Below are 19,262 nucleotides of genomic sequence, written 5' to 3' on the forward strand. Positions count from 1 at the left end.
GTGGGTAATGCTTAGCTTGTTATTAAAAATTGAAAGTATTTTTCAAACCCTATAATACCACGGTTTCAAATTAATAATGCCTCCTTAATTCCCTCTATTATTAGTGATACTGCCCATGCCACTATTATGAGGCTCATGAACCTACCAATGAATCTAAGCATGTTGCTCCCAATGAACCTAATTATTGAGAAGCTGAACCTAATGATTAAGTACGTTATTAATGACGTAATGAGTATGCTGATTATTACCTCGGGCGCTCCATAATAGGTGGTGAAGAGCATTACCGAGGTTATTGCGCCAGGTCCAACAAGCATCGGCGTTATTATTGGCGTGAATATGAAGTCCTCTGGGCTTAGGCCCATCGTCCTTGGGGCACCTTCACGGAGTGTGTCAATGCCTATTACCAGGAGTACTATGCCACCCGCGATTCTAAAATCGGCAATGCTTATGTTGAAGGCCCTTAATATGTACGGCCCGGCCACGGCAAAGATCATCAGTAGTGTTGGTACGGCAATAGCAATGATCTTAAGGGCTTTCCTAAAGACCTCGGGTTTTTCAATACCCGGCATACTAATCATTATTGGCAGCGCACCTACTGGATCCACTATTGCAATTAGTTGTGTGGTCATTATCAATACGTCAATTGCAATACTCATTATCCAATGGTGAGGCCTAAGCCCTTTAAAAGAGTTCACTATGTACGTTGTTATGGCATGTTTACATCCTAATTTTTCTAAACCTAATTAGAAACTTTAATAAATAAATCAGTATGTATAATCTTGATATGGCGTCTGGAATTTCTAGGGTAAGGAGAGTTAGGAGAAGTATGGTAATTACTAAACTACCATATGTAACGAAGATATACATAAATTACCAAGTCCTTATACCAGCCAGTTTAGTTAAGGCTCTCAATATTGAAAATGTTTGGTATGCGGACATAACCATTGAGTACTTCGGCCAGGAAATAACACTTGAGAGGGTTAAGTTATTGAGGACTAGGAATACGGCGAGTAGGCAATTCACAATACCGAAGGAAGTCAGGGAGAAGTATGGCATAAAACCGCTTGATGAGATTAAGATAAAGGCGATAGTACCGGTTGAGTAATTGTCATGAAGGTAAAAATATAAAAAGGCCCTTAACTTCATAAACCACGATGCCTATCAGTGATCCCGAAAAGCTTAGAATAGCTGTTGAGCATAGGTTTAATTACTGGATATGCAGGGAATGCGGGGCAAGAAACCCACCAGGTGCCGAGAAGTGCAGGAGATGTAAGAGCAAGAACCTAAGACCCAAAAGATTCAAGAGGTAAATTACTCAATCCCTGCCTTATTCTTAGTGTATTACCTAACTACGCATATTTATCGTTAACACTGTCGGTGCTTAGATAAAAATATAAAGAGGTGGTTTGAGCTTTATGTAATGGAGGACGAGGATAGGTACGAGGAAGAGCCTGAAAACGAAGGAGGAAATGAGGAAATGACGAGCGGTGAGGATTACTCATCACTTGTTGATAAGGCACCTGAGTGGAGTGTTGGTGTGATACTGTATAATGGCAATGCTTATCCATTGGCCAAGTCCAAGTTTAAGAGGAGTGAGTATTACTTCTCACCGAGTTGGAGGCCTGTGGCTAAGAATGTCAGTGGCGAGGTTGTTGTTCTTAGGGATGGAAAGGTTAGCAAGTACAAGATAAGTAGGCGCGGGGATAAGTACCTTCAGGTTGTTTTAATTTAATGATGCTTTACCGCAGTAATTATTATTAAAACCGATTCTCGTTAATACGCCTTAATATCGCCAATAACTTACTAACAACCTCCGTTGGATTTCTACCAAGTATTATGATCACAGGTTCCTTACCCCAATCACCAAGGTGGTAAATAACGTCAGGAACCCTACCAGCGTTCTTTATGGCTTGCTCAGTGCCCCAGGGTATTGATGCACCCTCCCTAGCCTTAACCTCAGGTGGTTCCTGTCTCCTATCGTAACTGCTAACCACATAACCAAGTTTCCTCGCAGTCTCTATTACCTTATCGTCATACTTAATATTCATTGCAGACCTAACCTCAGGGTCATGCCTCATAGCAGTAAGTATATAATTAGCCACATGGGAACTAACGCCAAAGGCCGGTGGGCCGCTCGGCTTGGCCTTACCCATGTATTTAATAATCCTGCCAGGCACGGCAGCAATATCATTTAAGTCCCTAGCATAAAACGCGGGTAATGCATAGCCTAGGTTTGACTGAACCTCGGGTATGTAATTCCCAATTAGGTCGGCATTATCCTCGATAATCCTCAACGCCTTATTTAATTCATCAATAACATCAGCCCTATAGGCCCTAAGCTCGAGCCACGCCATTGGATTAACGGGGCCGTGGCCATGGCCAAGAGGTAATGAGTACTTAATGGCCGTGGTTATAAATTCCTTAGCCAGTTTAATAGCGTCCCAAGGACTTAAACCCTTAGCTAATCCAGCGGCTATGGCTGCTGAGAATGAGCAACCAGTGCCGTGTGTATTCTTTGTATCTATCCTGGGAGCCCTCAACTCCCTATACTCACCTGAATCTCTGAAGTAAACAATGTCAATACTCTCATTACCAGTTAGGTGACCACCCTTGACAATAACAATCTCTGGGTGAAGTTCTTCGGCAATAAACTTAGCAGCCCTCTTAGCATCATCCAGTGTTTCGACACGGAAACCAGCAAGGTGGGAAGCCTCAGGCGCGTTTGGAGTTACGACCTTAGAAATGGGTATTATTACACGCCTTAGTGTTTCCATGGCCTCAGGCCTAATGAGAGGATCACCACTCTTTGCGTACATCACAGGATCAACAACAAGCTGGAATCCCCATCTCCTTACTGCACGGGCTGCAGCCTCCATGATTTGCGAACTACTTAACATGCCTGTCTTAGCTGCATCAACACCTATGTCCTCGGCCACAGTATTTATCTGGTTCTCAACTACTAATGGGTCAATCTCCTGGACGGCCTTAACACCAAGGGTATTTTGTGCTGTTACTGCCGTTAATGCGACCATGCCATAAACCCCAAGTGCATGAAACGTCTTTAGATCAGCCGTAATACCAGCACCACCACCTGAATCAAGACCTGCTATTGTTAATGCCCTAGGTATTCTCATGCTCATACGAATAATTCACTTATTATAATCATATAAATCTTTTATTAATTGTTGTTGACGAAGGAGTTCAGTGAAAGTAATTTATAAATCGTAATGATAATTAAAGTATTGGTGAGAAAATGAGAAAGGCCTTGGAAATATTCCTCGTAATATTAATCACATTAGTAACGCCAATTATTGCACATGCTTCGCAGAACATTGATAACCTTAATAATGCAGCGACTAATGTGACGAGTACGATAAATGGCTTCATGGACTCAATAACTAATGGTACTGAGAATATTATTAATACAGCATTGGCGGACCTGATATCCTTCACTAATTTCTTAAAGAGTGTGATATACAGTGCTTCCGAAGCACTCGCAATACTTTTTGGCATTATTGGTGGGTTCCTATGGCTTAGTGGCATAAGTCCATATAGAGGTAGAAGACTCGTTATATCAGCAATACTACTTGCGTTATTGGCTATAATAATAATTCACATATGAGAGAGCAAATAATATAAACGAGCTAAGCGGTTCAGTGAGGCATATGTTCGTAAGGATCCTCGAAAGGATGGGGTTCAGGAAAAGTGATGATGATAATTACTGGTTTAAGGATTATGGAAATAACGTAGTATTAAAGGTAATGTCTGCGGGTTCTAGTGAAATAGAGATTGAACTTAACATGCCCATACCCACGGATGTTAACCCATCCTCACTCGATAAGCCTGAGGATATAATTGATTTAATAGTTAACTCACCAACAAATAAGAATCTATTATTGTCATTACTTCGTGCAATTAACGATATGATGAACCTAAGGCTAGTAATTAACATGAGCAATTAGACGCCCTTTAACTGCACCGTGGTTTGCCTAATTCTAATTATTTCCTTGGCTATTAGCATGAGCAGCCTCCTCTTATTCATTGAACCAAATCTCTTAATTATTGAGTCCTTCCTAACGGCAATGTAACCATATGGACCATCAAACCAATTACTCGGGTGCTTCTTGTCGCCATAAACCTCGAATTCAAGGCCCAGGTTACTAACTGCCTTAACCAACTCCTCGATTGTTGGGGACCTCACAGCCATACTACTTGGAACTCTCCTACCAAAGCCCCTACTCCTACTTGAGTCGAAGTACACCGTCCATATAATCCAATAATCACTCTTATCCACGATTAATCAGGAAAACACTAATTAATAATGCTTTACTGGGGCTACTTCTCAAGGAGCACCGCATTTACTACGCCATCCTGTCCAGGCCTTGACGTGACCACGGCTCTGCCTCTCTCTGTCTCGATAATTGCGCCCTTAACGATAATATCCCTCTTAGCCAATTCCCTATTTGCTGGTGTTTCAAGGACTCTGAGAATCTTCACCTTAACCGCCTTACCCTCCCTAGGTATGTACAGATTTGCATATTGAGCACCCACAATTTTAACCTTAACATTACCACCAAAGACCCTAATTACATTCCTAGTGTCATTGCTTGACAATGTTGTGTTTGTTGGTGAGCCGCCGCCCAGTGCCTTCTTCTTAACCTTATATGGCCTAGCCCTATAACCACCAGTAGGCTTCTTGGTGTCCCTGTCTTGGTAAAAGCTCAGTAGCTTAACCACGAAGACCCAACGCGAGTATTGCCTTTAAAAGATTTTGTTCCGTAAGGTATGGAATTATGATACCTAGTATTAATGAAGGACATTGTTCCTTACCAATATGCACATTTTGCACAGATAATAATGTATTAAGGTATTGATGATGAAAATCAAACAGGTAATGAATGAGTATAGGCATGAAAAAGCACCTACAGACTTAGTGGAGAAGCTTCATAGTAGGATTGGGCTTAAGCTAGATCGCTATGACTTAATTAGGCTAAGGGAGTCGTTGATTGCGAAGGTACGGAATAATAGGAACCTAGTCATTTCCCTGGGTCTATGCGTGGGTTGTGGTGCGTGCCTAACGGTATGCCCCGCATATTTAGCAACACGTAATATTAAGAACTCACCAATAGGGAGAATAACACTGGCTAAGCTATTAATACGTAGTTATTTTGATAGTAAACTAATTAATGAGGCGTATACGTACTTCTGGCAGTGTCTCACGTGTAGGAGATGTGCATGGGTCTGTCCCTTCGGTGTTGATATTGCTGATATATCGAGAACCATTAGGTCACTACTCTATGAAATTGGCTTGGCTCCTAACTACGTGGCTGGGGTAATTAATAACCTGGAATTCACTGGAAACTTCCTAGGCCTACCCGAGGACGCCCTTAAGGAAATAATACTAAATTTGGTTGATGAAGTAAGGCTTGAGAAGGGCGTTTACGTTAATATTAAGATTAATGAGCCTGCCTACGCATTATTGCTCCCATCGGCTTGTGCCGATTATACCGTAGCAATAAATACATTTAAGGGTTACATACTACTACTTAATGAATTAGGTATAGACTTTACCCTAAGTACAAAGACACCGGACATAACAAATTACGGCTTATTCATGGATGAAAGACACATGAGGTTAATAGCCGAGAAAATTGTTGAAGAGGCACGTAGGTTGGGCGTGAAGCTTGTAATAGCCGGTGAATGTGGACATGGTTGGAGGGTGTTTAAGAATTACGTAATACCAAGGCTTAGGGAGTATGGCATTGAAGGAACGCACATACTCTATATAGCCGCGGATGCTATAAGGAGGAATTTAATTAGGCTCGATTCTTTAGTTAATAGTGATTTAGTGTATATATACATGGATCCATGTCACTACGCAAGAGGTGGGGATCTAGTTAAGGAGCCGAGGTTCATCATGAATAGTGTGGTGTCGCGTTACATAGAGTTGAATGAAAGACCTGAATTAGCTATATGCTGTGGAGGAACAAGTGGAATGCTAGCTAGGGAGATGGAGGAATTATCCATTAAGTACGCAGAACTCTGGTACCAAAGAGTAGTCAATAAGGGCGCTAATTGCATTGTAGTGCCATGCGCAGCCTGCAAATTACAAATGGACAGGGTATTACCAAAACTAAATAAAATGCATAGCCAAGAGGTAACATTCACAGGGTTAATGGACCTAATATACAGAGCCATGATACCGAAGAAGGGCAATGAGGGTAAGGCCGTGTCCTAACCGCAACCCTAATGGATAATGGTTTATTAGTATTTACTTTCTATTTCCAACTCAATGATTGACTACGCACTTTATAAACGCGTTATGGAGTTCTTAGCTAACTACCTAGGCCTTAGGAATAAGTCGTTGTGCATGAGCGTTCTTCACTATAACGAAGTATTAAACGGCGTAAAGATGCTCATTGCGATTTATCAAGTAGATACAGGGGAATTAATTACATATTGCGTGGTAAAATTCGATAACGTTATGAATAGGGCGGAACCATTATGTAATGAGGATAGAAAATACATAGAGAGAATATATGAAGAAGTATTATGATAGAATAAACTTACCGGGGATTTGAGAGGAGGAAGCATTAATTACCTAAAACACAGTATCACAGAAACACATAAAAACTAACTATTGAGACTTAAGGCGCGGGGCCGTAGTCTAGCCTGGCTAGGATGCCGGCCTGGGGCACCAGCCCCGATGAATGGGTTGGCACGAAGCCGGTGAACCCGGTCGCATACCTTAATGGGTATGCGGGGTATGTTCAAATCCCGGCGGCCCCACCAAATTAATTATTTAATCCTTACATTATCGATCAGTGAATTTTTATTGAGTTATATGTGATTTATTAAAAATAAAAGCGAAGGATTATGTTTTAGTTAAGTTAAACATTGGTTCATTTATGGATATTTCTTTACTATTTTCACTTTCGATTCTTATGGTTCTTTCTCCTCCATTTATGGAGATTGATATTACTTTTATTCTTGATTTACCGCTTATTGTAATTATTCTCTCTATTATTTTCCTAAATTCCTTATAATGATCTCCACAGCAGAAGTATAATTTTATGCCGGCCACTTCTTGGTAAAAACCTATCCATGGCTTACCACACATCTTGCACCTAAGGGTGCCGTCAATACTTAAGTAAGTCCCTGTTCTTCTGTTGTCGCCGCATAAAGCACATCCCGTGTATTCATCGCCAACTATTCTGCCATTAATTAGGACAATCATAATTTAGCTAATTATTCGGCTTTATTTTATTGTATTTTGAGGTTTCTAATCTTTTATGAACAGTTATATTTATTAATATTTTATCTAATATAAGTACATAGAAATATATTCAATAACATGCTTACGATAAAATCAAGCATTTAAATCCTAAGGAGATATTTTTAATGCTATGATGTTAGGGAGTACGGCTGAGCCTTGATGACGTGGTCCTTCACTGATGGTTCAGTAAAGTTTTTTAATTTGCGGATCTGTGCGTTGGTTGTATGGTAATGCTTGACGTCCTATCCAGCGCTTTAATGATGATAAAGAATGCGGAGGCTAGGGGACATAGGGAAGTGATTATTTGGCCTTCTTCTAAGCTTGTGGGTAATGTTCTTAGGGTTATGCAAAGATATGGCTATGTAGGTGAGATTGAGTTCATTGAGGACGGTAGGGGTGGTAAGTTCAAGGTTCAACTCCTTGGAAAAATCAATGATGTTGCTGCAATTAAGCCTCGGTTTAATGTTAAGGTTTCCGAGTTAATGGGTTGGGAGGAGAAGTACTTACCGGCCAGGAATGTCGGCATACTAATCCTAAGCACATCAAAGGGTGTATTATCACATCTAGAGGCTAGGCAGTTAAATGTTGGTGGTGTATTAGTTGCGTATGTTTATTAATGTGGTAAATTTAAAAAGGCATTAACTAGGTGCTTCTGCGATGTCCACGGAAGAGAATAAGCCCACGGAGCAGCAAGCAATGGAGTCGCAAACAACTAATGAGCAAGTGACTACTCAACAGGCAGAGGAACAGGCACAACAGACCCAGCAAGCTCCTGAGCAGGCAGCGGCTAAACCAGAGACTAAGCCTGAGGTTAAGGAGGTGAAGTTACCAAGACCAAGAGTTTCCTTGAGTGATAAGTTGAGACGGTTATTAAGGCTTAGGTTATTGATGGAGAGGAGAGAACCGCGTTGGATGAGGATGGATGAATGGAGGTATCTTAGGGTCGCCCATGGCGAGCACTGGCGTAAGCCCAGGGGTAATGATAATAAGATTAGGCTTGAGATTAAGGGTTACCCGAAGAGGGTTAAGGTTGGTTATGGGAAGCCCAGGTTAGTTAAGAATTTGCATCCAACAGGGTTTAAGCTCGTCCTTGTGCATAGGCCTGAGGAGGTTGATAAGGTTGACCCTAATACCGAGGCTATCGTCATTGGAAGAACCGTTGGACTTAGGAAGAGAGTCGAGATTGTTAAGAGGGCTATTGAGAGGGGCGTTAGGGTAATGAATGTGACTAAGGACGTAATTGAGGAATTAAAAAGGACTCAGTAATTACGCCTTTAAATTTACCGTTGAACCAATCAACGATAGTCCTCAACCTAACAATCCTATGGTTAGGCTTACCAAACCTGGATAGGTCGTGGTTTTCTCCTGGGAATACGACCATCCTGACCTCCTTATTCAAGTACTTCAGTGCCGTGTATAGTTGAATTGCTTGTTCGAACCAGCAACGATAATCCTCTAACGAATGTATTATCAATAGTGGTGTCCTGACGTTCTTCACATACATAATTGGTGATTTAGCCATGTAATTCTCTAGATTTGACCAGAAGTCCCTATCCTCATTCCCGCCTATTTGGTCATTGGCGAAGTAAGGACCAATATCACTCGCACCAAAGAAACTAATCCAGTTAGATATTGATCTGTCAGTGATTGCCGCCCTGAACCTATCTGTGTGGGTTATTATCCAGTTAGTCATGAACCCACCATACGAACCACCAATAACACCCAACCTATTCGGGTCTATAAAGTCATAGCTCTTAATTATATAGTCAAGCCCCTCCATTAAATCCTCATAATCCCTCTCGCCATAATGCCCACGTATATCTGCGAATTCCTCATCATAGCCATCACTGCCCCTTGGATTCATGAAGATAACGGCAAAGCCCTCGTTAGCTAACAACTGGAACTCGAACATGAACGAGTAGCCATAAGCGGTCTTTGGACCGCCGTGAATCTCAAGGATCGCTGGGTATTTAACACCTTGTTTAATTTCGATAGGCCTCATTACCCAACCCTCAACCTCTCTACCATCACTAGCGTGGAACCTAAATGGTTCAGGTCTCGAAAGCTCTACAGAATCAACCCAATCATTGAGGTTTGTTATCCTTTCCTCACTGCCATTATACCATTTATACAATTCAGTAGGTCTTAGTGGATCCATGGATATGAAATATATTGTACCGTCCTTCATGACCACGAAATCCTCAACACTCCTCTCACTACCAATCACGGTCTCAACACCACCATGGACATTAGCCCTAGCGAGCTTTGCTGACCCGCCATCCATCATTATGAAGTAAACCCAATCATTGAGCCACTGAAGCTTGATTGGTGGTGGTGAACCCCTAACATCACTATTGAGGCTGTTACCAACATTCCTATCAACACCCTTCATCAAATCAACCACCTCACCACCCTCTGATCTTATGAGTAAAACGTGGTCATGAGTCACAAGGCCTCTATGAAGATCATTACCAATTAACGCAAGGTATTTTCCGTCCTGTGACCACCTGATCGCCGATACGCTATAGTTACTTAATACGGTGTATCTCTCATTACTCTCTAGGTTTAGCACCCAGACCTCATTCCTATACGGTTTAAACCTGCTGGTACTTACAACCACCGCAACCCTCTTACCACTAGGCTCTACATCGTACGTAACAACATTAAAGTCACCGCTTGTAATCTGCCTTATGGTGCCATTCAGATCAAGCGAGAACAGGTGCGACTTAAACGTATGTATGAAATCCCTACCATTAAACCAAAGAGGCCATTCATCAACGAACTTCACATCCTCCTGTATCGGACCAACATTACTAATGAAGTACATGGTATCATTAATTATACGTAAATTACTAACACCACCCTCAATATGTGCGATCTTTACGGCCTCTCCATTAAAGGGCAAATACCAAACCTCAACGCCTGGTTTATCCTTACCGAGACCTCTCCTTGATAGGAATACTAAGCCCTTATTTCCACTTAGGATCCTTGGTGAAAAATCACTATTACCCCTAGTAACCTGCCTCAAAACCTTACCGTCAAAAATCCAGATATTCCTTTCATAATCCTCGAGAGAATCCGCTATTTTCGAAACCGTAAAAGCAATGATATTATTATCAGCATCCGCGTCCAAATCATGAATCATCCTCACTAATTTCAAGTCATCAACCGTTAACCTCCTATCCATCATTAATACGGATAATTAATAAGCTATTAAGATTTCACTCAGGACCGAATTCAATGAATGAGTAAGTACATGACAATTATTATGAACATTAATTCAGTAAGTTCGTAATAACCATAATACCTAAGGTTACTACGTTTACGCGATAAATACGCCAACGTTCCATTTATGTATAAATAGGCACCACCTACATGTATTACCAAAAATAGTGCTGCTATACTGAGGAGCAATGGGTCATATCGATTTAACAGTAAGTAGGTTAAGAGAAGCACGTAGTAAATTCCTTCATAAATAGCGATGGGTAAACCGATTGATCTTGCTATCGTCAGGTACCTCATACTAATTATCGCTATTATAATGTGAATCGCAATCATGGGTATTGTAAGAACCACTAATAGGTCTATAGGTGGCACGTAAAATCCCCTACCAGGACAATACTAAATCCCTTATTTACGTGATTAATTACGGCTTCATTACTATGGCTGGTATCGAAAAACCTAATTAAAAATACAGAAACAGAATGTGTAGATTAAGTCATGATTTAATATGTAAATATATTGACTTATTTTACTGTTAGCTTCCTGGCTTCTCTCTCGGTCTCCCTGAGCATTACAATGTCTCCAACCCTTACGGGTCCCTTCACGTTCCTTGTTATTACCCTGCCCTTATCCCTACCCTCCAGTATTCTAACCCTAACAATACTGACCTCACCAGCTATTCCAGTCCTACCTAAAATCTGGACTACTAAGGCGGCAACGGCGTCCTCATACGGGCTAAACTTCTCAATCTTAACCTCCTCATTACTCACTTAGACTCACCTTTCCTGGCAGCCCTCCTAACATGAGCCTTCTCAGCAGGTGGTGCAGCCTGTGGCTGTGGCATTTGTATCGGGTTTAAGCCAGCCTTAACCCTAACGTCATTTACCTGCTTGATAAGGTTCTCTAACTCGGCACCTGCCTGTCCAGGATCAATAATGACTGCTGATGCTGCTGACGTACTCTGAAGACCAGCAGCCTTGCCAAGTCTCTCCTTACTCGGCACATAAATATAGGGTACACCCTTCTCCTCACAAAGTATTGGTAAGTGAGCCACAATCTCAGGTGGATCAACATCCTCTGCTATAAGAACAAGCTTTGCTAGTCCTCTTTCAACAGCCTTAGTAACCTCATTGGTGCCTTTCTTAATCCTGCCCGTTTCCCTTGCAGCTGATAAAACCTCATAAGCCTTCTCAGCTATTTCCTGCGGTACTGTGAATCTTACGTAAAATGGCTTCCCCTGCGGTGGATTTGCGTAAAATGTCTTTGGGTCTATACTTACTGCTGCCATACTCGTGTATACCGTGAAATTGGCATTTATAAGTATTTTTCAATACGAGATAATGGAGGTATCACTTTGAGGCTATGTGCAATGTACTCCTTGTTGCCTTGAGACCTGGTTCGCCATGCTGCACAATCTTTGAAGTTATTGCGAACTCCCCAAGGTAATGACCAATATGCCACGGACTAATCGTAATTGGTAGATAGGTAATACCGTTATAAACAGCTATTGTTAAGCCAACCATCTCGGGCAGTATTATCATGTCCCTGGTATGGGTCTTTAGGGTAACCTTCTTGCCCTCGGCCATGAGTTTCCTAGCCTTCCTAATCTTCTCAAGGAACTTCCTGTGCTCAGGCTTTAAGCCTCTCATTAAAGATCTTCTCTGCCTAGCAGGCAATAACTTAATGAACTCCTCCATGGACATCTTAGAAATATCCTCAAAGGTAAAGCCCCTATACCTAAATCCCTTCCACTCCTCCTGTGGTATTACGGCAGCAGTTAACCAACCCTTCCTACCAGCCTCAGCACCTTCCTCTTCTTCCTTAGTTGCCGCAGCAGCCGGCGCAGCCGCTGGTTTCTCAGCAGCCTTCTCTGCCGCCTTACCAGCAGCCTTAGCTCCAGCCTTCTCCTCAGCCTTACTGGGTGCCTTTGATTCTGGCTTCTTGGACATTCAAGCCACAATAACAGGCCTTTTTATAATCTTTACTCATTACGTAGCACGAATACGGCATCATCATTTTACATATATAAAGCGATCTTTAAACGAATTAATTTTAATAAGGGCGTTTAATAGGCAATAATTATATGGTGGAAAATATCAAGGTTCTTTGGTCGCCTAATCAGGACGTGATTAAGTGGTCGAATATTTTAAGGTTTGTTAATTGGGTTGATGGCGTTTTTGGTTTTGATTTTGAGATTTCTGTTGATGATCCCCTGAGGAATGTGGGTAATTATGATAGGCTTTGGAGGTGGAGTGTTGATGATCTCGAGAACTTCTGGGTCAGTATCTGGCGCTACTTCGGTGTTATCCCCCACTCACCCTATACTAAGGTTCTCGAGCCCAAGACCATGCCTGGTGCCCGCTGGTTCATTGGTTCTAGGCTTAATTATGCAGAGCACGTGTTTAAGGCGGCTCGTTGGGGTGAGGAGGCCATTATATACGCTAGGGAGGATGGACTTAGGAGAAGCCTTACATGGGATCAATTGTATAGGGAGGTTGCTGCCTTGGCTGATTGGCTTAGGAGTGTTGGTGTTGGTAGAGGTGATAGGGTTGCTGCCTATGTTAGTCAAGTCCCAGAGGCTGTGGTGGCTCTACTGGCTACGGCGAGCATTGGGGCCATTTGGGTTGGTGTTGGTGCTGAGTTGGCTCCTAGGGCTGCTATTGACAGGTTTAACCTGCTTCAGCCTAAGGTATTGATTGCAGTTGATGGTTATCAGTATAATGGTAGGATCTTTGATAAGTATGGTGATATTAAGCAGATTGTTGATTCGGTGCAGAGTATTGGGAGGATTGTCGTAGTACCGAACATGAGGAATTCAGTGGAGTTAAGCCTTAGCAAGCCAGTGCATGATTGGAGGGAGGTGACGGGTAGGAGGGGTGTTGGGCTTTCCTATGAGCCCATGGAGTTCAATGAACCACTATGGGTACTATTCACGTCAGGCACAACGGGAATACCAAAACCAGTAGTACACAGCCACGGTGGTGTCCTCCTAGAGGCCTACAAGGTTGGTCTTCACATGGATTATAAATCAAGCGATAAATTCACCTGGTACACGACACCGTCATGGATGATGTGGAACTTCACAGTCAATGCCCTGCTCTTCGGCACGACAATACTCTTCTACGATGGCGATCCAACGGCTAGGAACTTCGAACCATATTGGGAGATTACGGAGAAGGAGGGCCTCACAATACTAGGCCTAAGTGCGCCTTATATCCACGCTGCCATGAAGTCCACGATAGAACCTGGCAAGCAATTCAACCTGAAGACTCTTAGGGAGATTGGCTCAACGGCAGCGCCGCTATCGCCGCAGGGTTTTGAGTGGGTTTACACCAAGGTTAAGGAGGATGTTTGGCTAGCGCCAATTAGTGGCGGGACTGATGTTGTCTCAGCATTCGTTGGTGGTTGTCCAATACTGCCTGTGTGGGAGGGTGAGATGCAGTGTAGGTGGTTGGGGGCTGCGGTCAATGTGTATAATGAGGAGGGTAAGCCCGTGGTTAATGAGGTCGGTGAATTGGTCATTGAGAAACCCATGCCCTCGATGCCCATCTACTTCTGGAACGACCAAGACTATAACTGGTACAGGGAATCATACTTCAGTATGTTCCCTGGTGTTTGGAGGCATGGTGATTGGGCCGTGATAACGAATAGGGGATCGGTAATGATTACTGGTCGTTCAGACTCAACAATAAAAAGAAGGGGTATTAGAATTGGTACTCTCGATATTTATAAGGTTGTTGAGTCACTACCAGAGGTTGTGGGTAGCCTAGCCGTTGAAGTTAAGAACAAGTTAATTCTCTTCGTTGCCTTAAGGCCAGGTCTTCAGTTGACTGAGGAATTGAAAAAGAAAATAAACAACACATTAAGGAACCAACTGGGGCCTTACTATATCGCTGATTACATAATACAGGTCCCAGACATACCAATGACCAGGAATTACAAGAAGCTCGAAGTACCCATCAAGAAGGTCCTAATGGGCTGGTCCATCGATAAGGCGGTAAACATAAATGCGGTCCTAAACCCAGAGGCTCTCTACGCAGTCATCGAAGCCCTGAAACCATACATAGATGAAATAATGAAGGAATGACTTCCCTAAACCTTAACTACTTATTTTTGTAAAATACCACTGAAGGCAGTAATTAATGAACCCAAGGCTAAGGAGGATATACTCAAAGTGCGTTGTTGAGGTCGAGCGTGGGACTCTCTCAGACCTAGTTAATGATAGGTATGACTACCTAATGATTGACCTGGCCAGTATAACCTACGGTTTAAGGGACCCAAGGACATTTCTAATGAATGTTAGGCTCGCCCTGGACTACGACTACCTAAGGCCAAGCGTCACCTTCGTGATTGACTACTCAAGGCCTGAGCATAAAGCCGTTGCTGAGTCTAGGGTTAAGTGGCTCAGGGAGCTCGGTCTCGATTATATACTAGCGGAGGACGAGCCAGCTGAAGTTAGGGCAGCCAGGGAATGCCTAAGGAGGGGTAGGTGCATAGTCCTGAGTAGGGATTATGACCCGCTTACCGTGATGGATGAGATGATACAGCCAATAAAAATAACCGAGAGGGCGTGGATAAACAGGAAAATAACAATAAACAAGGAATGCCTTAATAATTATTTAAAAGAGAAAGAGAATTAATGGTATAATACCAAGTAATTTATTTACTTATTTTAATAAATACCTATGCCTAGTTCTCATTAACTTTGTTTCCCTAGGAAACAGATTTATGATTAAGTTGTTTCCTATTCAATGCTGAATCCACAGCATGAGTGTTGAGAGTGTGGTTAAGTAAGTTATTGAGGAGTGGTTTGCCTTTAACCTGCTTAGGGTTATATCCAGATATTTCGTACTCATTATCTGAGGGTAAATGGTTACGAGGTAAACTTCGTAATTAATCAAAGCCCAGGGAGTACATGCAGTTACCTACGTCTCGGCAATTAATGAAATCAAATAGGAGGGAGTTTAAGGCCTTGGTTAAGGTTTATGAGGTGCTTGGGCGTGGAGCGGCCAGGATAATTAGTTGGGACCTTGGGATGAGGTAGAGGAGCTCAGGGCCGAAATAACGCCACCCTGGAGGTGGCTGTTCATGGGCTAATGCTTAAAGCCCATAGTCGTAATGCCAACTAGCAATGCAGGAATTAAGATGTGAGGCGAGTAATGATGAGTTATTGAGGACGATGAAGATTATTGAGGAGTCAAGTCCCTACTGGGTATTGATAGGCATTAGGGTTGAGGATGTAGGCAGGGACTGTGCAGTAGGGTTTGTGGAGATAGGCAGGAAACACTTGCAGGTATTGGGCACTGTGCATGGTGGAGTCCACGCGGCGTTGATCGACGCAATGGCCTGGGTAGCCATAATAAGCCATTACTACCCAAGGTACGTGATCGCAGTGACCACGGACTTAACAGTAAAGTACCTAAAGCCAATAACCGAGGGTGTACTAAAGACCATTGCCAGGATAACCCACGTGAAGGAACCAATGGCGTTAATAACCGCGGAACTAAGGAATAAAAACAATGAATTAATAGGAACGTCAACAACTACGTACTGGATAACGCCAACAAACAAAACACTAAACGACATAATAAACGAATTAAGAAGCAAGGCGTGAGCTTCTCGGAAGAATTTCGAACATTAGTCCTTGTATTGTTCTGTGGCAAAATTTTGCCATGGAATGTCTCAGGGAATACGTTTCTAAATTCTTCCTACGGAGCGCGTATTTGTTGTTTTTCGTGGTTTGTGCGTTGTTTTTAAATTTGTACTTGTTTCTCTTTGTGTTTGGTGTTTGTGGGTTTTGATTTGAGGGATGTTGGTGGTGTTAGGACTAAGTTGTTTTATCTTGAGGCGGCTTCCATAATGGGTGTTGATGTTGTTAATCTCGAGGCTTGTGGTGGTGCTCTCTGCAGCTCTGTTGTGGTTAGGGATTTTGGTGAGCCTTGGTTTTTCGTTGATGTTGTTGGTGAGGGTACCCTGAGGGTTGATGATCTTCAGTTTGCGGTTTTTAATTACGGTGATGAGGGTGAGAGTAGGTGGGTTAGGGCTTCCCCGGGTAGGCATTCCCTATCGCTTGTTTTGTCCCCTGTTAGGATGTTTGGTGAGCGTAAGGTTAGTTTCAATGGTATGTACGTTGTCTATAGGGAGCCTTCACTATTTAACTTCGTCCTGAGGGCTAAGTTACTACTTGATGTTGCTGATGCCTTTGATGACCTTAGGCTTGACTACCTCAGGGTGCTTAATGAGGCCCTTGACGCCGTTCCTCTGGATTCCATGGCCAATTGGCAGTTGGAGTTCGCGGTTAGAGGGCATATTGTTGAGCCACCGGGCTTTGTTAGGGCCTTATTTAATTACTACGATTCTAAGGAGCTCACGCACCTAAGGCCTCCGGACTTCAACGAGCTCAGTAAGGCTGCTAAGGAGGGTTTGAGGATTCTTGAGGAGGGTATTGAGGAGTTGAGAGTTAGGAGGGGTCATAGGGGCGTCGTGTACGTGGCCGGCCACGCGCACATAGACCTTGGTTGGCTGTGGAGTAGGGACGTGACTAGGGAGAAGATTAGGAGGACTGTTATTAATGTCCTATCACTGCTCCAGTCATACCCGGAGCTAACATTCCTAGTCTCAAACATGGCTTACCTGAAGTGGCTTAGTGAGGATAAGGATTTATGGTCTAGGATTAAGGACGCCATTAAGGCGGGCAGAGTAATACCAATCGGCGGTATGTGGGTTGAAAGCGACACTAACTTGCCTGGCGGTGAATCCCTAGCTAGGCAGTTCCTTTATGGACAGAGGTTCCTACTCAAGGAGTTTGGGTTCACGACGGAGATTGGTTGGTTACCGGACACCTTTGGGTTCCCAGCATCACTACCGCAAATACTAAGGAAGGCTGGTATCAAGGTGTTCTTTGAGCATAAGATGTATTGGAACACGGTTAATAAGTTCCCATACTCCGTATTCCTGTGGGAGGGTATTGATGGCTCAGTGATACCAACAATAAACTACGCAACCTACGGCGCAGACCTAACACCGAGACAAATAGCGAGGGCCTGGTCAGACCACACAAGCCCTGAGCTCCCCGCCTTCCTACCCTTTGGTAAGGGTGATGGTGGTGGTGGACCAACCTGGCTAATGCTCGAGAGGTATGGAGCATATAGGGATTTACCAGGTATGCCGAGACTCGTGATGGGTAATTTAAAGGACCTGGTTAATAAGGTTGTTAAGGACTGTTCACTACCCAGGTGGAGAGGCGAGTTATATCTTGAAATCCATAGGGGTGTCTATACGAATGGCATTAGGCTTAAGCAGTTGGTTAGGATTCTCGAAACTAAGCTCAGGGAGTTAGAAGCACTGAGTGTGGTTGTTGGTGTTCATAAAAATTATGAGGAGCTTTGGTATCCACTCCTTGAGGCTGAGTATCATGATCCGATGGGTGCCACATCCACTAAGGCTGTTTATGATGAAATCATTAATGAGCTCGAGGAGGATTTGAGGAAGGTTAATAATGAATTAATGAATGTGCTCAGGAATGTTCTTGGTACAGGTTCCCTCACGACCATTATTAATTCATTACCTTGGTCTCGCAGAGAGCTGGTAATGACTAAGGAGGAATTAGGCGGTGTACCTATGCAGAAGGTTGATGAAGGTTACCTAGCCCTTGTTAGCATTCCCGCTCTAGGTTGGAAATCCTTTGAGGTTGGTGATGGTGTTTCCTCTGGTGATGTTAATGTTGGTGGTGACTATATTGAGAACTCAATGATTAAGGTTGTCTTTAACGACTCACTTAAAATCTACGATAAAGAAGTCAAAAGATGGGCAATTGAAGAAGGTAATCTAGTGGTTTGTGAGGATATACCGAGTCGCTGGGATGGTTGGGATATAGAGGCTTACTATAAGAGGGTTTGTAGAAAGTTGAAGCCAATTGGCTTTAGTATTGTGGAGAGAGGACCGCTAAGAGGTTGTATCGAGGTTAATTATAAGTTTAGGGACTCAAGTATTAAGCAGAGGATTTGCGTAAGTGCCTTCAATAGGCGTGTTGATGTTGAAAATGAGGTTGATTGGAAAGAGAGACTTACGTTACTCAAGGCTGTGTATAAACTCGGTTTATTCGGGCATAATGCATCATTTGAGATACCCTACGGCGTGATAAGCAGACCAACAAGACCAAGTAATACCTGGGAGGTTGCCAAGTTCGAGGTGCCAGCTTTGCGTTGGGTTGATGTTTGGGACCCGGATTATGGCGTTGCGATTATTAATGATGGTAGACAGGGTTACTCCGTTGAGGAGAATACGGTATCAATAACATTACTCAGGTCACCGATTTATCCAAACCCATTCCTTGATTATGGACATAGTAAATTCACATACGCCATATACCCACACCCAGGTGATTGGAGGATCGCCCAAATTCCTAGGAGAGCCTATGAATTCAATCAACCACTAATTATTGTTGAGAATACGAGTGGCGGTGAATCATCCTTCCTCGAAATTACAAACCCAGCGGTAATGCTTGAGGCACTTAAGTGGGGTGAGGACTCTGGTATAGTCATGAGGCTTTATGAGACCTACGGCATCAATACCTGCACAGAGGTTAAGGGTTCTATACGTGGTGATGGTGTTGAGACTGACCTAATTGAGTTAGGTGATTACGGAACTACTGATATAAGTAACCTATGCTTTAGGCCGTATGAGATCAAGACGGTACTCATTAGTTCATGACAAAAAGATTGACAAGTCTCGTCCCTTCTAGGGGTGGGGTTGGGTTTTTTAA

Annotated in this window: 24 protein-coding genes and 1 tRNA gene; 15 read left to right on the forward strand and 10 right to left on the reverse strand. The window is 43.1% G+C overall.

The genetic code is table 11. From position 1 onward, the window contains the following. Positions 1–65: 65 nt before the first annotated feature. Positions 66–656, reverse strand: coding sequence for a MarC family protein (locus tag VMUT_RS03845; protein WP_013604117.1), 591 nt, complete (start codon positions 654–656; stop codon positions 66–68). 113 nt (positions 657–769) lie between these two features. Between VMUT_RS03845 and VMUT_RS03850 the strand changes: the two genes are divergently transcribed. The 3 genes from VMUT_RS03850 (at position 770) to VMUT_RS03855 (ending at position 1,732) form a co-directional block, all read left to right on the forward strand. Next, positions 770–1,105 carry an AbrB/MazE/SpoVT family DNA-binding domain-containing protein gene (locus VMUT_RS03850; protein ID WP_013604118.1) on the forward strand — a complete coding sequence of 112 codons (336 nt, stop codon included), beginning with the start codon at positions 770–772 and terminating at the stop codon, positions 1,103–1,105. A 49-nt stretch (positions 1,106–1,154) separates the two neighbouring features. After that, positions 1,155–1,310, forward strand: a complete 156-nt coding sequence (locus VMUT_RS12445) for a 50S ribosomal protein L40e (RefSeq protein ID WP_013337492.1) — start codon at positions 1,155–1,157, stop codon at positions 1,308–1,310. Positions 1,311–1,420: 110 nt separating this feature from the next. Further along, positions 1,421–1,732, forward strand: coding sequence for a hypothetical protein (locus tag VMUT_RS03855; protein ID WP_013604119.1), 312 nt, complete (start codon positions 1,421–1,423; stop codon positions 1,730–1,732). Positions 1,733–1,757: 25 nt separating this feature from the next. On the opposite strand, the gene VMUT_RS03860 is transcribed toward VMUT_RS03855, so the two are convergent. Next, positions 1,758–3,140, reverse strand: a complete 1,383-nt coding sequence (locus VMUT_RS03860; protein WP_013604120.1) for a bifunctional hydroxymethylpyrimidine kinase/phosphomethylpyrimidine kinase — start codon at positions 3,138–3,140, stop codon at positions 1,758–1,760. Between the two features lie 113 nt (positions 3,141–3,253). Between VMUT_RS03860 and VMUT_RS03865 the strand changes: the two genes are divergently transcribed. Both VMUT_RS03865 and VMUT_RS03870 read left to right on the forward strand, forming a co-directional pair. After that, the gene (locus VMUT_RS03865; RefSeq protein WP_013604121.1) at positions 3,254–3,622 is read left to right on the forward strand and encodes a hypothetical protein; all 369 of its coding nucleotides are present in this window, start codon (positions 3,254–3,256) and stop codon (positions 3,620–3,622) included. A gap of 43 nt (positions 3,623–3,665) precedes the next feature. Continuing rightward, positions 3,666–3,962: a hypothetical protein gene (locus VMUT_RS03870; RefSeq protein WP_013604122.1), complete on the forward strand. Its 297-nt coding sequence runs from the start codon at positions 3,666–3,668 to the stop codon at positions 3,960–3,962. Here VMUT_RS03870 and VMUT_RS03875 read toward each other — a convergent pair. After that, a complete protein-coding gene (locus tag VMUT_RS03875) occupies positions 3,959–4,294 on the reverse strand; it encodes a signal recognition particle subunit SRP19/SEC65 family protein (RefSeq protein ID WP_048056855.1) in 336 nt (111 codons plus the stop codon). The genes VMUT_RS03870 and VMUT_RS03875 overlap by 4 nt on opposite strands. Positions 4,295–4,335: 41 nt before the next feature. Then, positions 4,336–4,737 (reverse strand): 30S ribosomal protein S8e, encoded by a 402-nt coding sequence (locus VMUT_RS03880; RefSeq protein ID WP_013604124.1) that lies wholly within the window; start codon positions 4,735–4,737, stop codon positions 4,336–4,338. Positions 4,738–4,873: 136 nt separating this feature from the next. On the opposite strand from VMUT_RS03880, the gene VMUT_RS03885 reads away from it, so the two are divergent. The 3 genes from VMUT_RS03885 (at position 4,874) to VMUT_RS12630 (ending at position 6,792) form a co-directional block, all read left to right on the forward strand. Next, positions 4,874–6,238: a (Fe-S)-binding protein gene (locus VMUT_RS03885; protein WP_048056856.1), complete on the forward strand. Its 1,365-nt coding sequence runs from the start codon at positions 4,874–4,876 to the stop codon at positions 6,236–6,238. Between the two features lie 54 nt (positions 6,239–6,292). Beyond that, a complete protein-coding gene (locus VMUT_RS03890; protein ID WP_013604126.1) occupies positions 6,293–6,556 on the forward strand; it encodes a hypothetical protein in 264 nt (87 codons plus the stop codon). A 100-nt stretch (positions 6,557–6,656) separates the two neighbouring features. After that, a tRNA-Pro gene (locus VMUT_RS12630) sits at positions 6,657–6,792 on the forward strand. Positions 6,793–6,874: 82 nt separating this feature from the next. On the opposite strand, the gene VMUT_RS03895 is transcribed toward VMUT_RS12630, so the two are convergent. Continuing rightward, on the reverse strand, positions 6,875–7,237 hold the full coding sequence (locus VMUT_RS03895) for a TA0938 family protein (RefSeq protein WP_013604127.1): 363 nt from the start codon (positions 7,235–7,237) through the stop codon (positions 6,875–6,877). A 263-nt stretch (positions 7,238–7,500) separates the two neighbouring features. On the opposite strand from VMUT_RS03895, the gene VMUT_RS03900 reads away from it, so the two are divergent. Then, complete coding sequence (locus VMUT_RS03900) at positions 7,501–7,893, forward strand: 30S ribosomal protein S8 (RefSeq protein WP_013604128.1); 393 nt, start codon at positions 7,501–7,503, stop codon at positions 7,891–7,893. Positions 7,894–7,933: 40 nt separating this feature from the next. Next, entirely contained in the window at positions 7,934–8,542 is a 609-nt protein-coding gene (locus tag VMUT_RS03905; protein ID WP_237699713.1) for a 50S ribosomal protein L32e, read from the forward strand. Here the strand turns inward: VMUT_RS03905 and VMUT_RS03910 are convergent. The 5 genes from VMUT_RS03910 to VMUT_RS03930 form a co-directional block, all read right to left on the reverse strand. Next, positions 8,505–10,466 (reverse strand): alpha/beta hydrolase family protein, encoded by a 1,962-nt coding sequence (locus VMUT_RS03910; RefSeq protein ID WP_013604129.1) that lies wholly within the window; start codon positions 10,464–10,466, stop codon positions 8,505–8,507. The two genes, VMUT_RS03905 and VMUT_RS03910, sit on opposite strands and share 38 nt — an antisense overlap. Before the next feature lie 47 nt (positions 10,467–10,513). Continuing rightward, the gene (locus tag VMUT_RS03915; RefSeq protein WP_013604130.1) at positions 10,514–10,873 is read right to left on the reverse strand and encodes a hypothetical protein; all 360 of its coding nucleotides are present in this window, start codon (positions 10,871–10,873) and stop codon (positions 10,514–10,516) included. A gap of 149 nt (positions 10,874–11,022) precedes the next feature. Further along, entirely contained in the window at positions 11,023–11,268 is a 246-nt protein-coding gene (locus tag VMUT_RS03920; RefSeq protein ID WP_013604131.1) for a 30S ribosomal protein S28e, read from the reverse strand. Further along, positions 11,265–11,786: a 50S ribosomal protein L7Ae gene (gene rpl7ae, locus VMUT_RS03925; protein ID WP_013604132.1), complete on the reverse strand. Its 522-nt coding sequence runs from the start codon at positions 11,784–11,786 to the stop codon at positions 11,265–11,267. The genes VMUT_RS03920 and rpl7ae overlap by 4 nt, the downstream gene beginning before the upstream one ends. A gap of 61 nt (positions 11,787–11,847) precedes the next feature. Further along, the gene (locus VMUT_RS03930; protein ID WP_013604133.1) at positions 11,848–12,447 is read right to left on the reverse strand and encodes a 30S ribosomal protein S19; all 600 of its coding nucleotides are present in this window, start codon (positions 12,445–12,447) and stop codon (positions 11,848–11,850) included. A gap of 134 nt (positions 12,448–12,581) precedes the next feature. Here VMUT_RS03930 and VMUT_RS03935 point away from each other — a divergent pair, with 134 nt between their 5' ends. The 5 genes from VMUT_RS03935 to VMUT_RS03950 all read left to right on the forward strand — a co-directional run bounded on the left by VMUT_RS03935 (position 12,582) and on the right by VMUT_RS03950 (position 19,210). Then, a complete protein-coding gene (locus VMUT_RS03935) occupies positions 12,582–14,585 on the forward strand; it encodes an acetoacetate--CoA ligase (protein ID WP_013604134.1) in 2,004 nt (667 codons plus the stop codon). A 55-nt stretch (positions 14,586–14,640) separates the two neighbouring features. After that, complete coding sequence (locus tag VMUT_RS03940; protein ID WP_013604135.1) at positions 14,641–15,138, forward strand: hypothetical protein; 498 nt, start codon at positions 14,641–14,643, stop codon at positions 15,136–15,138. Between the two features lie 275 nt (positions 15,139–15,413). Continuing rightward, on the forward strand, positions 15,414–15,542 hold the full coding sequence (locus tag VMUT_RS13190; protein WP_258167472.1) for a hypothetical protein: 129 nt from the start codon (positions 15,414–15,416) through the stop codon (positions 15,540–15,542). Between the two features lie 87 nt (positions 15,543–15,629). After that, complete coding sequence (locus VMUT_RS03945) at positions 15,630–16,112, forward strand: PaaI family thioesterase (RefSeq protein WP_013604136.1); 483 nt, start codon at positions 15,630–15,632, stop codon at positions 16,110–16,112. A 176-nt stretch (positions 16,113–16,288) separates the two neighbouring features. Next, positions 16,289–19,210, forward strand: a complete 2,922-nt coding sequence (locus tag VMUT_RS03950) for an alpha-mannosidase (protein WP_013604137.1) — start codon at positions 16,289–16,291, stop codon at positions 19,208–19,210. Positions 19,211–19,262 lie beyond the last annotated feature (52 nt).

Origin of the sequence: Vulcanisaeta moutnovskia 768-28 (assembly GCF_000190315.1) — an archaeon.
Taxonomy (GTDB): domain Archaea; phylum Thermoproteota; class Thermoprotei; order Thermoproteales; family Thermocladiaceae; genus Vulcanisaeta; species Vulcanisaeta moutnovskia.